The following is a 14,225-nucleotide window of genomic DNA, read 5'->3' as shown; positions in this document are numbered from 1 at the left end:
AGCCAAGGTACCCACCGTGAGCGCGAACAACCCACTTTTGCAGTCCTACGACCTGCCGCCGTTCTCGGCGATCCGTGCCGAGCACGTCCAGCCGGCCATCGAACAGATCCTCGCCGACAACCGCGTCGCCATCGAAGGCATCCTGCAAAGCCAGGGCAAAAACCCTACGTGGGCTGGCCTGGTGCTGGCCATGGACGAACTGAATGATCGCCTGGGCGCTGCCTGGAGCCCGGTCAGCCACCTCAACGCCGTGTGCAACAGCGCCGAACTGCGTGAAGCGTACGAAAGCTGCCTGCCGGCGTTGAGCGCCTACTCCACCGAGATGGGCCAGAACCGTGCGCTGTTCCAGGCCTTCGAAGCCTTGGCCAACAGCCCGGAAGCCGCGGGTTTCGATGTGGCGCAAAAAACCATCCTGGAACACTCCCTGCGTGACTTCCGCCTGTCGGGTATCGATTTGCCGCCCGAGCAGCAAAAACGCTACGCCGAAGTGCAGAGCAAACTGTCCGAGCTGGGCAGCAAGTTCTCCAACCAATTGCTGGATGCCACCCAGGCCTGGACCAAACACGTTACCGATGAATCCACCCTCGCCGGCCTGACCGACTCGGCCAAGGCGCAGATGGCCGCCGCTGCCCAAGCCAAAGGCCTCGACGGCTGGCTGATCACCCTGGAGTTCCCGAGCTACTACGCGGTGATGACCTACGCCCAGGACCGCGCGCTGCGTGAGGAAGTGTACGCGGCCTATTGCACCCGCGCGTCGGACCAAGGCCCGAATGCCGGTCAGAACGATAACGGCCCGGTTATGGAGCAGATCCTCGACCTGCGCCAGGAACTGGCTCAGTTGCTGGGCTACGCGTCCTTCTCCGAACTGAGCCTGGCCACCAAGATGGCCGAGTCCAGCGACCAGGTCCTGAGTTTCCTGCGCGACCTGGCCAAGCGCAGCAAGCCGTTTGCCACCCAGGACCTGCAACAGCTCAAGGCCTACGCCGCCGAACAAGGCTGCGCGGACCTGCAAAGCTGGGACAGTGGTTTCTACGGCGAAAAACTGCGCGAGCAGCGCTACAGCGTTTCCCAGGAAGCCCTGCGCGCCTACTTCCCCATCGACAAAGTACTGAGCGGCCTGTTCGCCATCGTGCAACGCCTGTACGGCATTGAAATCGCCGAGCAAAAAGGCTTCGACACCTGGCACCCGGATGTCCGTCTGTTTGAAATCAAGGAAAACGGCCAGCACGTGGGCCGCTTCTTCTTCGACCTGTACGCCCGCGCCAACAAGCGTGGTGGCGCGTGGATGGACGGCGCGCGTGACCGTCGCCGCACGATCGACGGCGTACTGCAAAGCCCGGTGGCCAACCTGGTGTGCAACTTCACACCTGCCGACAGCGGCAAACCTGCCCTGCTGACCCACGATGAAGTGACCACGCTGTTCCATGAGTTCGGCCACGGCCTGCATCACCTGCTGACCCGCGTTGAACACGCCGGCGTTTCCGGTATCAACGGGGTGGCTTGGGATGCGGTGGAGCTGCCGAGCCAGTTCATGGAGAACTGGTGCTGGGAGCCGGAAGGCTTGGCGCTGATCTCCGGCCACTACGAAAGTGGCGAACCGCTGCCACAAGACCTGCTGCAAAAAATGCTCGCCGCCAAGAATTTCCAATCCGGCCTGATGATGGTGCGCCAGTTGGAGTTCTCGCTCTTCGACTTCGAGCTGCACGCCACTCACGGCGACGGCCGCAGTGTTGCTCAGGTATTGGAGGGTGTGCGTGATGAGGTGTCGGTGATGCGTCCGCCCGCCTACAACCGCTTTCCCAACAGCTTTGCGCATATCTTCGCGGGCGGTTACGCGGCGGGGTACTACAGCTACAAATGGGCCGAAGTGCTGTCGGCCGATGCCTTCTCCAAGTTCGAAGAAGACGGCGTGCTCAATGCCGAGACCGGTCGCGCCTTCCGCGAAGCGATCCTGGCCCGTGGCGGTTCCCAGGCGCCGATGGTGCTGTTCGTCGATTTCCGCGGACGCGCGCCGTCGATTGACGCACTCTTGCGCCACAGCGGCCTGAGTGAGGACGCGGCAGCATGAGTGAAGGGCCTGTGATTACCAAGAAACAATTTATCGCCGGGGCGGTTTGCCCGGCGTGCAGCGAGCCGGACAAGTTGAAGATGTGGACCGAAGACAACGTGCCACACCGTGAGTGCGTGGCCTGCGGTTATACCGACACGCTGAATGACCAGGGCTTGTCGGTGCCCAAGGAATTGGGCACGCGGGTGAATACGTCGGCGTTGAAAGCGCCAGCGGACCCGAAGGTGCAGGCGGTGCAGTTTTTCCCCAATCCGAAGCTGAAAAAGGACTGACTGATGTGATGTTTTTTGCCCTGAAACACAGGTTTCAGGGCGAAGAGCATTAAGCATCTACGCCCCTCAATTCTGTCGCGTGTTCCAGGATGGCTGCCCCCCTTTTGCGGTTATCAAGGAAGCACCATGCCGGACCTCAACCCTCTGTTGCAGGACTATCACCTGCCGCCTTTCTCGGCCATCCGTGCCGAGCACCTTGTGCCTGCCATCGACGCGATTGTGCTGAGCAGTCGCGCCGAAGTAGCCCGTATCATTGCCAGCCAGCGACACCACCCAAACTGGGATGATTTGATGTTGGCGATGGAAGCCGTTACCTCCCGCATTGACGAGGTGCTATCGGTGATTTACATCCTCGACAGCACCACTACCGACCCAAGATGGTTGGAGGCCAGTGCGCTGGCCACTTTTCGGGCTTCAGCGTTCACCCAAGAGCTGACAGGTAATCAAGGGCTGTACGACTGCTACAAAGCGTTGGCCGCGAGTTCATCTGCGGCGCTGTTTGATGCGTCCCGCCAGAGTTTGCTGAAGCGCACGCTGAAAAAATTTCGGCTGGCCGGCATTGAGCTGGAACCGGCTATGCAGAAAAAACGGGTGATGCTCGACCATAAAATTGCCGGTCACCAGCAATTGTTCCTGACCCGACTGGAACAGGCTAACAACGCGTGGCGCAAACACATCACCGATGAATCGCGATTGCAGGGACTCACCCCGACCCTCAAGGCACGGATGGCGCAAAAGGCGCGAGCGGCTAACGTGCAGGGTTGGCTTATTACCCTGAATGACGAGATTTACCGGGAATGCATGGCTTACGCGCAGGATCGAACATTGCGAGAGGAGATTTTCGTTGCCTACAACACGCGTGCTTCTGACCTGGGCCCGCACGCTGGTCAGTTCGACAATGGCCCCTTGTTGCAAATGCTGAGGGTCAGCCGTCATCAGAAAGCCATGCTATTGGGTTACGCCAATTTTGTTGAATTGGCACTCGAGCTGCAAATGTTGGAGACCCGGGATCAAGTCCTGGATTTTATTCGTGATCAAATTGCGTCATCACGCACAGTCTTTGCACATGACAAACAGGTGCTTGAGGCGTTGGGGCATGAGCTTGGACTGACAGGCCTGCAGCCCTGGGATTTCGCGTTCCTGGCGCAAATCATCCGGCAAAGAACCTGCGGGGTTTCCGAAGATGATCTGCGCGTCTATTTTCCTCTCGAGAACACCTTGTCTCAGCTATTTGCGCTCGTAAAGCAACTGTTTGGTATCGAAATCAGCGAGCTTTATGGCTTCGATGCTTGGGCTTCCGGGATCCGTCTCTTTCAGATAACAGAACATGGTGAAGTGCTGGGGCAGATCTTTTTTGTGCCGTATCGGCAAAATGACGGGGGTTACCCCTACGCAATATCGTTGAGAAACCGCTGGACCACGGCTGAAAGTCGCAGGGTGCAACCGATGGCTGTGCTGTTCACTCAGTTTGAAGGTACCCCCGATGAGACGTGTTTGCTCGGACATCGGCAACTCAAGATCCTTTTTCATGAGTTCGGTCATTGCTTGCAGCAACTATTGGTGGGCATCGGTTACCGCACCAAAATGGGTACTGATGACTCAGGTATCGACAGCGCGGAATTTTTCGGCCAGTTCTTCGAACGCTGGTGTGACTCGCCGGATTGTCTCGCATGGCTTTCCAGCCATTTCAAAACGGGGGCGTCTTTGCCCATGGCGATGGCTCGGCAACAAGCCCTGTATACCGATACCCAGTCTTCCTGGGAGCAGGCAGAGTCGTTGACGCTTGCATTGTTTGATATGGAAGTACACGGCTCACAGGACGATGGACGTACCATTGAACACGTATTTGCGAGCGCCAACCGTGAAGTCGGTCACCTGCCGTCGCTGGACACTGTGCGTTATGCCAACAGCTTCAGCCATTTGGTATCGGGATATGAAGGTGGGTATTACGCCTACCAATGGTCTGAGGTGCTGGCGCGCAGAGCCTTCAAAAGGTTTGAGCGCGAAGGTGTTTTCAATGCCGCGACGGGTCGGGCGTTTCGCGAGCAGGTGCTCGCTCCCGGCCACTCTCGTTCATTGCTTGAGTCGGTGCGGTTGTTTTCAGAGGAACCCTCGGGGCGCGCGCCCTGAAGTCAGGTGTCGGAATTGGCCGTGTTCATCCAGCTTTTCATTGAACACAGGGCAAAGGCGCTGGTGCTGCACTCTCCGTTCTGCAGTGCCGTGCGTAACTTGGCGACATCCGCTTTCATCATGTAGCGAACACCGTCCTTGAAGCCGTTGCTGCTGCCGAAGCCGCCTTGGGTCATCTCGTTCAGCGCATCTTCTTTGCTCCAGCCTTGCACCACCACGCGGTACATCGCCGCCATCAGGCCGGTGCGGTCAGAGCCATGTTTGCAATGCATCAACACCGGGCCGTTGGCTTCGGCTTCCTGAATCGCCCTAAGCGCCGCGAGCACGTCGGAATCATCGACATGGTTGGTGCGATAAGACAACTGTACCTGTTTGATATCAGATGACTTCAGCCACGCCGAATCAGACTCCGGCAAGAAGTTGATCACCGTGCCGATTTTCAGTTGGTCCAACACGGGCAGCGCATTGCTGTCTGGCAAGGCACTGCGATACAGCGTGGGCGTCATCTGATGCAGATTGAATTGGTCGCCTACTGGCTGAGCCCACTCGGGTGGTCGGATAGACGTGGCATCGTCGGCCTGGGCAGGGGCGCCGATAAACATCGCAAGGAGCGCCAGGCTGAGGGCCGGTAACAATCGAAGAGTGAACATGCGTGACGTGACCCGATAAGGGAGTGGTAATGGCGCCCAGAGTGGTCTTGAGGGGGTGAATGGGGTGTGAGGTGTGCGTCAAAGGATCGTGAACCGCTGCATCTGATCCGCTGTTTTTGAAGCTGAATCGATTCCCTCGATGCTTAGCCTGCTATCATTTGTAACTATTGATTGCCAGTGTGTTCTATCCCCTTGGATCCCATGCCTTGGCAAACCTTCACGCTGCTCCCAGAAGCGGCTGATCAACCCGTGACTTCATGATGAGGTGCCTCTATGTCTGATCAAGATCAAGACAACCCCCGGCGTGACTTTTTGCGCAAATCCTTGACCTTGATCCCGGTGGTCACGGTTGCCAGCACGGGCCTGGGTGGCTCGATGCTGATGGCCACGCCCGAGCCGGCCCAGGCTGCTCCCGCCCCGTCGGCCGCCAGCGACAAGCCCTACGAACCGACCTACTTCACGGCCGAAGAGTGGGCCTTCATCAACGCTGCTGTTGCGCAGTTGATTCCCGCGGATGAGCAGGGCCCGGGTGCGCTGGAAGCCGGCGCGCCGGAATACATCGACCGCCAGATGAACACGCCTTACGCCAGTGGCGCACTGTGGTTCATGCAAGGCCCGTTCAACGCCGACGCCCCGCCAGAGATGGGGTGGCAGTCCAAATTGGTACCCAAGGAAATTTATCGCCTGGGTATCGCCGCCACGGATGCGTGGTCGAAGGCGTTCAACGGGAAAGCTTTTGCTGCGCAAGACAGCGCTACCCGAGACGATATGTTGCGTCGTTTGGAGGCTGGCGGCAGTGAAGTCAGCGCGCATTTCGCAGCAGTACCTCCGAAAATGTTCTTCAACCTGTTGCTGCAAAACACCAAGGAAGGGTTCTTCTGCGACCCGATCCACGGCGGCAACAAAGGCATGGTCGGCTGGACCATGATTGGTTTCCCCGGCGCCCGCGCCGACTTCATGGACTGGGTTGAACGCAACGAGCAATACCCCTTCCCGGCTGTTTCCATTCGCGGCGAGAGGGCATAAACGTGGCGACCATCATGAAGAAAGTGGATGCGGTGATCGTAGGTTTCGGCTGGACCGGCGCGATCATGGCCAAGGAGCTGACAGAAGCAGGCCTTAACGTGGTAGCGCTGGAGCGCGGCCCGATGCAGGACACTTACCCGGACGGCAACTATCCCCAGGTCATCGACGAGCTGACCTACAGCGTGCGTAAAAAACTCTTCCAGGACATCTCCAAGGAGACGGTGACCATTCGCCATAGCGTGAATGACGTCGCTCTGCCCAACCGTCAGTTGGGCGCATTCCTGCCGGGCAATGGCGTGGGTGGCGCAGGTTTGCATTGGTCGGGCGTGCACTTTCGTGTCGACCCGATTGAGCTGCGCATGCGCAGCCATTACGAAGAGCGCTACGGTAAAAACTTCATTCCCAAGGACATGACCATCCAGGACTTCGGCGTCAGCTATGAAGAGCTGGAGCCGTTTTTCGACTACGCCGAGAAGGTGTTCGGCACCTCGGGCCAGGCGTGGACGGTCAAGGGGCAATTGGTGGGTGAAGGCCGTGGCGGTAACCCGTATGCGCCGGATCGCTCCAACCCGTTCCCGCTGGAGTCACAGAAAAACACCGTCTCCGCACAGCTGTTTCAGAAAGCTGCGACCGAAGTGGGCTACAAACCCTACAACCTGCCGTCCGCCAATACCTCGGGGCCGTACACCAACCCCTACGGCGCGCAGATGGGCCCATGCAACTTCTGCGGTTTCTGCAGCGGCTACGTCTGCTACATGTACTCCAAGGCTTCGCCGAACGTGAACATCCTGCCGGCCCTGCGCCAGGTGCCGAACTTCGAGCTGCGGCCCAATTCCCACGTGCTCAAGGTCAACCTCGACAGCACCAAGAGCAAGGCCACCGGCGTGACCTACATCGACGGCCAGGGCCGGGAGTGCGAGCAGCCGGCCGACCTGGTGATCCTCGGGTCTTTCCAGTTCAACAACGTGCGGTTGATGCTGCTGTCGGGTATCGGCAAACCTTACGACCCGATCACCAATGAAGGCGTGGTGGGCAGAAATTTCGCCTACCAGAACATGGCGACCATCAAGGCGTTCTTCGACAAGGACACCCACACCAACAACTTCATCGGTGCGGGTGGTAATGGCGTGGCCATCGACGACTTCAACGCCGACAACTTCGACCACGGGCCGCATGGCTTTGTCGGCGGCTCGCCGATGTGGGTCAACCAGGCGGGCAGCCGCCCGATTGCCGGCACCTCAAACCCACCGGGCACCCCGGCTTGGGGCAGTGCCTGGAAGCGCGCTACCGCCGATTACTACACCCACCAGGTGTCGATGGACGCCCACGGCGCCCATCAATCCTACCGGGGCAACTACCTGGACCTGGACCCGGTGTACCGCGATGCCTACGGCCTGCCGTTGTTGCGGATGACGTTCGACTGGCAGGAAAACGACATCAAGATGAACCGCTTCATGGTCGAGAAAATGGGCAAGGTCGCGCAGGCGATGAACCCCAAGGCCATCGCGCTGCTGGGCAAGAAAGTCGGTGAGCACTTCAACACCGCCTCGTACCAGACCACCCACCTCAATGGCGGCGCGATCATGGGCACCGACCCGAAAACCAGCGCGTTGAACCGCTACCTGCAGTGCTGGGATGTGCACAACGTGTTTGTCCCGGGCGCGTCCGCTTTCCCACAAGGCCTGGGCTACAACCCGACCGGCTTGGTGGCGGCGCTGGCCTATTGGTCGGCGCGGGCGATCCGCGAGCAGTACCTGAAAAACCCCGGCCCACTGGTTCAGGCATAAGGAGCGATGACCATGAAAGCATTCGTTATCGCCTCCCTGGCGCTCTTCAGCAGCTGTTCCGTCAGTGCGGCTGACACCGACCTGATCAAGCAGGGCGAATACCTGGCCCGCGCCGGCGACTGCGTGGCCTGCCACACCGCCAAGGGCGGTAAACCCTTCGCCGGTGGCCTGCCGATGGAAACGCCCATCGGCGTGATCTATTCCACCAACATCACCCCGGACAAGACCGGCCTGGGCGACTACAGCTTCGAGGACTTCGACAAGGCCGTGCGCCATGGCGTCGCCAAGAGCGGTAGTACGCTTTACCCGGCGATGCCCTACCCGTCTTACGCACGCGTCAGCGACAGCGATATGCAGGCGTTGTATGCGTACTTCATGAAGGGTGTGGAACCGGTTGCCCAAGAGAACAAGGACAGCGATATTCCTTGGCCCCTGAGCATGCGCTGGCCGTTGGCAGCATGGCGCTGGATGTTCGCGCCGACGGTTGCAGAGGTGCAACCACAGGCGGCTGCCGACCCGGTGATCAGCCGCGGTGCGTACCTGGTGGAAGGCCTGGGCCACTGCGGCGCGTGCCATACGCCGCGTGCCCTGACGATGCAGGAAAAAGCCCTGAGCGCCACTGACGGCAATGCATTCTTGTCCGGCAGTGCGCCGCTGGAAGGCTGGATCGCCAAAAGCCTGCGCGGTGACCATAAGGACGGCCTCGGCAGTTGGAGCGAGGAGCAACTGGTGCAATTCCTCAAGACCGGTCGCAGTGACCGCAGCGCGGTGTTCGGCGGCATGAGCGATGTGGTGGTCCACAGCATGCAGTACATGTCGGAAAATGACCTGACCGCTATCGCCCGTTACCTCAAGAGCCTGCCGGCGGTGGATCCGAAAGATCAGCCGCACCTGTACGACAAGCAGGTGGCTGACGCGCTGTGGAAAGGCGATGACAGCAAGCCGGGCGCCTCGGTGTATATCGACAACTGCGCGGCTTGCCACCGCACCGACGGCCACGGCTACACGCGTGTATTCCCGGCGCTGGCGGGCAACCCCGTGTTGCAGACGGCGGATGCGACGTCCTTGATCAATATCGTGTTGAACGGCGGCACCTTGCCGGCCACCCACACGGCGCCGTCTACCTTCACCATGCCCGCGTTTGCGTGGCGCCTGTCGGACCAGGAAGTGGCGGATGTGGTCAGTTTCGTGCGTGGCAGTTGGGGTAACAAGGGCACGCCTGTGAAGGCCAGTGACGTGGCGGACCTGCGCAAGAATGATATGCGCACCACCTCGGGCGATGACCTGGGCCAAGTGACGCAAAAACACTGACGCGTACCTGACCGCCAAACGGCACTGGTCAGAACCCTTGCGCCTCGATACTGTATATAAAAACAGTATCGAGGCGTTTTCATGTCTACTCCGTTGCCGCCCCGTGGCCGGGGCACTGCCACCAACCTGCACAACCGCTTCGCGCCCACCGTCAGCGTGGTCGAGGACGACGGCTGGTACCAGGAAGTGCCACCCACCCAGGGCACTGAAGTGCGCATTGAAACGGCCAAGACCATCATCACCCGCAACAACTCGCCGGACCTGCCGTTTGATCGCTCAATCAACCCTTACCGAGGTTGCGAGCATGGCTGTATCTACTGCTACGCGCGGCCCAGCCATGCCTATTGGGACATGTCCCCCGGGCTGGACTTCGAGACCAAGTTGATTGCCAAGAGCAACGCCGCCGATGTGTTGGAGCAGCAGTTGTCGAAGCCGGGCTATATGTGTGCGCCGATCAACCTGGGCTCCAATACCGACCCGTACCAGCCCATCGAGCGCGAATACAGGATCACCCGTCAAACCCTTGAAGTGCTGCTGCGCTACCGGCATCCGGTGACGATCATCACCAAGGGCTCGCTGATCCTGCGCGACCTTGATTTGCTCACTGAGCTGGCCAAGCAGCGACTGGTGGCGGTGATGATCAGCCTCACCAGCCTGGATGACGAACTCAAGCGCATCCTGGAGCCGCGCACGGCGGCGCCCAAGGCGCGGTTGCGGGCGATCCGGGTGATGCGTGAGGCGGGTATCCCGGTGGGGGTGCTGTGTTCGCCGATGATCCCCATGATCAACGACAGCGAGCTCGAAAGCCTGCTCACGGAAGCCCACGCAGCCGGTGCTCAAAGTGCAGCCTACATGATGCTGCGCCTGCCCCTTGAGGTGGCGCCGCTGTTCGAGGAATGGCTGGCGGCGCATTACCCGCAGCGAGCGGCCCATGTGATGAGCCTGGTGCGGCAAGTGCGGGGTGGCGAGGTGTACGACAGCCGCTTTGGCGTGCGCATGCGTGGCGAGGGGCCGTTTGCCGATTTGCTGGCCCAGCGCTTCAGCAAGGCGATCAAACGCCTGGGGCTCAATCGTCGGGAGGGGTTTAATCTGGATTGCACAGCGTTCTGCCCACCGGGCAGGCAGATGGCATTGTTATAGGTAGACTAGTCAGGATAAGAGCGTTCTTATGTAGGAATGGTCGCACATTGATATCACTGAAACCTGCGACCTAGAGCGGTTTGTTCAGTTTGAATTAAGTTTAGATGGTTACCTTGTTCAGCGAGTGACTGATGGGTCGGAAGCCTGCTCTGTGGCATTTCACAACTATTGCCCTGAGCCGGCGTCGAACTGGCCTGAATATTCCCCCGCCTTAATCAAGAGGATGAATCATGAGTGACAAGGATAAACAGCCGTTGGCTGCGTCGGCATCAGCCCCTCAGGTGGCTGAAACCGCCGATGCAGCGCTGAAGCATATTGTTGACGGCTTTTTGCATTTCCATCACGACGTCTTCCCCCAGCAGGAAGAACTGTTCAAGAAACTCGCCACGGCCCAGAGCCCGCGGGCGATGTTCATCACCTGCGCCGACTCGCGCATCGTCCCTGAGCTGATTACCCAAAGCTCTCCAGGCGATCTGTTCGTAACCCGTAACGTCGGCAACGTGGTGCCGCCCTACGGGCAGATGAACGGTGGTGTTTCCACCGCCATCGAGTACGCGGTACTGGCCTTGGGCGTGCAGCACATCATCGTGTGCGGGCATTCCGACTGCGGTGCCATGCGTGCGGTGCTCAACCCTGCCAGTCTGGAGAAGATGCCGACGGTCAGGGCCTGGCTGCGCCATGCCGAGGTCGCCAAGTCGATGGTTGAGGACAATTGCGACTGTGCCAACGAAGGCGAAAGCATGAAGGTGCTGACTGAAGAAAACGTCATCGCCCAGCTGCAACATCTGCGCACCCACCCTTCCGTGGCTTCGCGCATGGCCAATGGTCAATTGTTTATCCACGGCTGGATCTACAACATCGAGACCAGTGAGATCCGCGCCTACGACGCCGACCAGTCGGCCTTCCGCTCGTTGAGCGGCGACGGGCCGATCCCATGCGCGACGCCTAAAGCGCGCTTCTAAAACACTTCCTTGCCGGGTAACGCGATGGCTGCCATTAGAGCAGCCAGGCGTTGCCACGCCCGGCGAATGTCTCGGGAGAGTCATCATGCGTGCTGCTCAATTGAAAGCTGTACTGCCGCGGGAGCTGCTCGCCTCTGTGGTGGTGTTTTTGGTCGCCCTGCCCTTGTGCATGGGTATTGCGATTGCGTCCGGCATGCCGCCGGCCAAAGGCCTGATTACCGGAATCATCGGTGGCCTGGTGGTGGGTTGGTTGGCGGGATCGCCCCTGCAGGTCAGCGGCCCGGCTGCCGGGTTGGCGGTGCTGGTGTTCGAGCTGGTGCGTCAGCACGGCATGCTGATGCTGGGGCCGATCCTGTTGCTGGCGGGGTTCCTGCAATTGGTTGCCGGGCGCTTGCGCCTGGGCTGCTGGTTCCGGGTCACGGCGCCCGCCGTGGTGTACGGCATGCTGGCGGGGATCGGTGTGCTGATCGTGCTGTCACAGGTCCACGTGATGCTCGATGGCGCGCCCAAGCCTTCGGGGTTGGACAACCTGGCCGGGTTCCCGGCGGCTCTGGCTGAAGCCATTCCCACCCTGGGTGGTGGCCTTGGCTGGCAAGCGGGGCTGCTCGGCTTGTCGACGATGTTGGTGATGTACCTGTGGGATAAATTACGCCCGCAGAGCCTGCGTTTTGTACCGGGCGCCTTGTTGGGTGTTGGTCTGACCACGGTGGCAAGCCTGGTGCTGGCCTTGCAGGTCAAGCGCGTGGAGGTTCCGGAAAACCTTGCGGACGCCATCGACTGGCTGCGTCCCAGTGACTTGCTGAATCTGGCCGACCCACAACTGCTGATCGCCGCCTTTGCCGTGGCGTTTATCGCCAGTGCCGAAACCCTGCTCTCCGCCGCCGCGGTAGACCGCATGCACAGCGGTCAGCGTTCTGATTTCGACAAGGAGTTATCCGCTCAAGGTGTAGGCAATATGCTGTGTGGCCTGGTCGGCGCCTTGCCGATGACGGGGGTGATCGTGCGCAGTTCGGCCAACGTGCAAGCCGGGGCGACGACGCGCCTGTCGGCGATGTTCCACGGCCTGTGGCTGCTGGCGTTCGTGCTGTTGCTGTCGAGTGTGCTGCAGAGCATTCCGGTGGCGAGCCTGGCGGGCGTGCTGGTGTACACCGGGATCAAGTTGGTTGACCTCAAGGCATTCAAGGCGCTGGGGCGCTATGGGCGGATGCCGATGCTGACCTATTCGGCGACGGCACTGGCGATCGTCTTTACCGACTTGCTGACAGGTGTATTGATCGGCTTCGGGTTGACGTTGGTCACGTTGGCCCTCAAGGCTTCGCGGCTGAAAATCAGCTTGATCGACCTGCCCCAGGAAGGCGAGATGGAATTGCGGTTGGTCGGTGCGGCGACCTTTCTGAAAGTGCCGGCGTTGACTCAAGTGCTGGCGACGGTGCCTGCGGGGACGACCGTGCATGTGCCACTGAGCAACCTGAGTTACATCGACCACTCCTGCCTGGAGTTGCTGGAGGAATGGGGACGGGCGAATGTGGCGAAGGGCTCGACGCTGGTGATCGAGGCACGCGGCTTGAAGCGACGGCTGGAAGGCCGTGAGCGGACGACGGCAGGCCTGGGCTCCGCGCCCGCCTGACACCACAACCCACCCTGTAGGCGCTGGCTTGCCAGTTAGTTAAGGAACCAAAGGGTGGCCAGGCTCTTGTAGTGAGCGGGCTTGTCCCGCGCTGGGCTGCGAAGCGGCCCCAAAACCAGACAACTGAGTTCTGTCTGGAAGAGCGCGGCGACCGGATTAGGGCAGCTGCGCCACCCAGCGCGGGCGGTGCGACGATTCGACAAGCCCGCTCACTACAGAGATCGTGCTGCACTTAACTGACTGGCGTTAGGGCAAACCAGCTCCCACAGTTGATCGTTTGCGGCCCGGAAAATTAAGCCGGTTGATCCAGCGCCAACTCAACCCCTAGCTGGCGCGACAGGCACGGCCAACGCTTCCACGCTGCTTCTGTATCCGGGCTCTTGAGGGTCTCGCGGTACGCTTCAACCGACTCCAGTGCAAAACTGTCTTCGTTCAACATTTCATCCACGGCCAAGTGCACCGCCTCATCCAGCTGGTTGGCAAACTGCTCGCCAATCAATTGGTGCGCGATCAGGTTGGCAACCGTGGTATCCGCCGGAATCAACGGCTGGCCGAAATGCTTGATGTACAGGTCGTTGACCTCTTCCACCAGGCGATGGGCCAGGTAGGCCTCGTCTAGCAGGCCGTCGAGCCCTTCGTGGCCGGCCAGGATCGCAGGCGGCTGCAGGAAGAAATGCTCGGCGATTTTCAGTACCGGCTTGATCTGGCTTTCGATGCCGGCTTCGCGGGCCACGTCATTGGCGGCGTCCAGCAGGTCGGGGACGAGGTCGATGTAGGCGGTGACAAAGCGGGTCATGACAATGTTGCGATCACCGTCAGCCAGGGAGATGGCCGAGTGCAGGTGCGGCAATTGTTTTTCCAGTTGCTGGGCAAGCTGGCCAGTGCTGGCTTCGTGTTGATGGGCACGGGAAATCTGCTCGCGCAATGCGGCGGTGTTCATGAAAGCTCCAGTGATGCAGGCGTAGGAAAAGGGAGAGGATAAGGTAGCTCGTTTATACGAGCGCCTCAGACGCATTTGTCATAATTATTTCATGGTTATGCGCCTCCGTTATATCGAATTGCCATCGTTCGTCGGATAAACGATTCCGCTCCCGGTTTTATTGGCTCCGGCCGTCTGTTTTTACTCATTTGCCCCTACACATTGCGGGGTTGCAGGGCGTGTCTATACTCGGATTTGTACGCAATTAGCTGATGACGCCCAACTGCATGAAGCAGGCAAGGCAAGGCGGTTGTAAGCAGTATGGAAGCCGCT

11 protein-coding genes are annotated in these 14,225 nt (G+C 60.0%); 9 read left to right on the top strand and 2 right to left on the bottom strand.

Going from position 1 to position 14,225, the window contains the following annotated elements; all coding sequences use genetic code 11:
- Positions 1-16 precede the first annotated feature (16 nt).
- From prlC to HX803_RS23540, 3 genes are all read left to right on the top strand, one after another.
- Entirely contained in the window at positions 17-2,068 is a 2,052-nt protein-coding gene (prlC, locus tag HX803_RS23550) for an oligopeptidase A (RefSeq protein WP_372339940.1), read from the top strand.
- Positions 2,065-2,340: a YheV family putative zinc ribbon protein gene (locus HX803_RS23545; protein ID WP_010207776.1), complete on the top strand. Its 276-nt coding sequence runs from the start codon at positions 2,065-2,067 to the stop codon at positions 2,338-2,340. Before prlC ends, HX803_RS23545 begins: the two co-directional genes overlap by 4 nt.
- Positions 2,341-2,466: 126 nt before the next feature.
- Complete coding sequence (locus tag HX803_RS23540; protein ID WP_178923951.1) at positions 2,467-4,470, top strand: M3 family metallopeptidase; 2,004 nt, start codon at positions 2,467-2,469, stop codon at positions 4,468-4,470.
- Positions 4,471-4,472: 2 nt separating this feature from the next.
- Here the strand turns inward: HX803_RS23540 and HX803_RS23535 are convergent, their stop codons facing one another.
- A complete protein-coding gene (locus HX803_RS23535) occupies positions 4,473-5,120 on the bottom strand; it encodes a dual specificity protein phosphatase family protein (protein ID WP_178923950.1) in 648 nt (215 codons plus the stop codon).
- Positions 5,121-5,393: 273 nt separating this feature from the next.
- Between HX803_RS23535 and HX803_RS23530 the strand changes: the two genes are divergently transcribed.
- From HX803_RS23530 to HX803_RS23505, 6 genes are all read left to right on the top strand, one after another.
- Positions 5,394-6,146: a gluconate 2-dehydrogenase subunit 3 family protein gene (locus HX803_RS23530; RefSeq protein ID WP_178923949.1), complete on the top strand. Its 753-nt coding sequence runs from the start codon at positions 5,394-5,396 to the stop codon at positions 6,144-6,146.
- 2 nt (positions 6,147-6,148) lie between these two features.
- Positions 6,149-7,933, top strand: coding sequence for a GMC family oxidoreductase (locus HX803_RS23525; RefSeq protein WP_178923948.1), 1,785 nt, complete (start codon positions 6,149-6,151; stop codon positions 7,931-7,933).
- Between the two features lie 12 nt (positions 7,934-7,945).
- Entirely contained in the window at positions 7,946-9,244 is a 1,299-nt protein-coding gene (locus HX803_RS23520) for a cytochrome c (protein ID WP_178923947.1), read from the top strand.
- 81 nt (positions 9,245-9,325) lie between these two features.
- Positions 9,326-10,384 (top strand): PA0069 family radical SAM protein, encoded by a 1,059-nt coding sequence (locus tag HX803_RS23515; protein ID WP_178923946.1) that lies wholly within the window; start codon positions 9,326-9,328, stop codon positions 10,382-10,384.
- A 230-nt stretch (positions 10,385-10,614) separates the two neighbouring features.
- Positions 10,615-11,346 (top strand): carbonic anhydrase, encoded by a 732-nt coding sequence (locus HX803_RS23510; RefSeq protein WP_178923945.1) that lies wholly within the window; start codon positions 10,615-10,617, stop codon positions 11,344-11,346.
- Between the two features lie 85 nt (positions 11,347-11,431).
- On the top strand, positions 11,432-12,973 hold the full coding sequence (locus tag HX803_RS23505; protein ID WP_178923944.1) for a SulP family inorganic anion transporter: 1,542 nt from the start codon (positions 11,432-11,434) through the stop codon (positions 12,971-12,973).
- Between the two features lie 292 nt (positions 12,974-13,265).
- Here HX803_RS23505 and HX803_RS23500 read toward each other — a convergent pair whose 3' ends face one another.
- Positions 13,266-13,913 (bottom strand): hypothetical protein, encoded by a 648-nt coding sequence (locus HX803_RS23500; protein ID WP_178923943.1) that lies wholly within the window; start codon positions 13,911-13,913, stop codon positions 13,266-13,268.
- Positions 13,914-14,225: the final 312 nt, after the last annotated feature.

This window comes from Pseudomonas sp. P7548, assembly GCF_013386585.1.
Lineage (GTDB): Bacteria > Pseudomonadota > Gammaproteobacteria > Pseudomonadales > Pseudomonadaceae > Aquipseudomonas.
Note: the sequence above shows the minus strand (reverse complement) of the source record. Positions and strands in the feature narration are given on the sequence as shown.

What these genes read in the sequence shown, in the direction of transcription:
- HX803_RS23545 (WP_010207776.1), top strand. Translation starts at nt 2,065, where the DNA reads ATGAGTGAAGGGCCTGTGATTACCAAGAAACAATTTATCGCCGGGGCG.
- HX803_RS23540 (WP_178923951.1), top strand. Translation starts at nt 2,467, where the DNA reads ATGCCGGACCTCAACCCTCTGTTGCAGGACTATCACCTGCCGCCTTTC.
- HX803_RS23535 (WP_178923950.1), bottom strand. Translation starts at nt 5,120, where the DNA reads ATGTTCACTCTTCGATTGTTACCGGCCCTCAGCCTGGCGCTCCTTGCG.
- HX803_RS23530 (WP_178923949.1), top strand. Translation starts at nt 5,394, where the DNA reads ATGTCTGATCAAGATCAAGACAACCCCCGGCGTGACTTTTTGCGCAAA.
- HX803_RS23520 (WP_178923947.1), top strand. Translation starts at nt 7,946, where the DNA reads ATGAAAGCATTCGTTATCGCCTCCCTGGCGCTCTTCAGCAGCTGTTCC.
- HX803_RS23515 (WP_178923946.1), top strand. Translation starts at nt 9,326, where the DNA reads ATGTCTACTCCGTTGCCGCCCCGTGGCCGGGGCACTGCCACCAACCTG.
- HX803_RS23510 (WP_178923945.1), top strand. Translation starts at nt 10,615, where the DNA reads ATGAGTGACAAGGATAAACAGCCGTTGGCTGCGTCGGCATCAGCCCCT.
- HX803_RS23505 (WP_178923944.1), top strand. Translation starts at nt 11,432, where the DNA reads ATGCGTGCTGCTCAATTGAAAGCTGTACTGCCGCGGGAGCTGCTCGCC.
- HX803_RS23500 (WP_178923943.1), bottom strand. Translation starts at nt 13,913, where the DNA reads ATGAACACCGCCGCATTGCGCGAGCAGATTTCCCGTGCCCATCAACAC.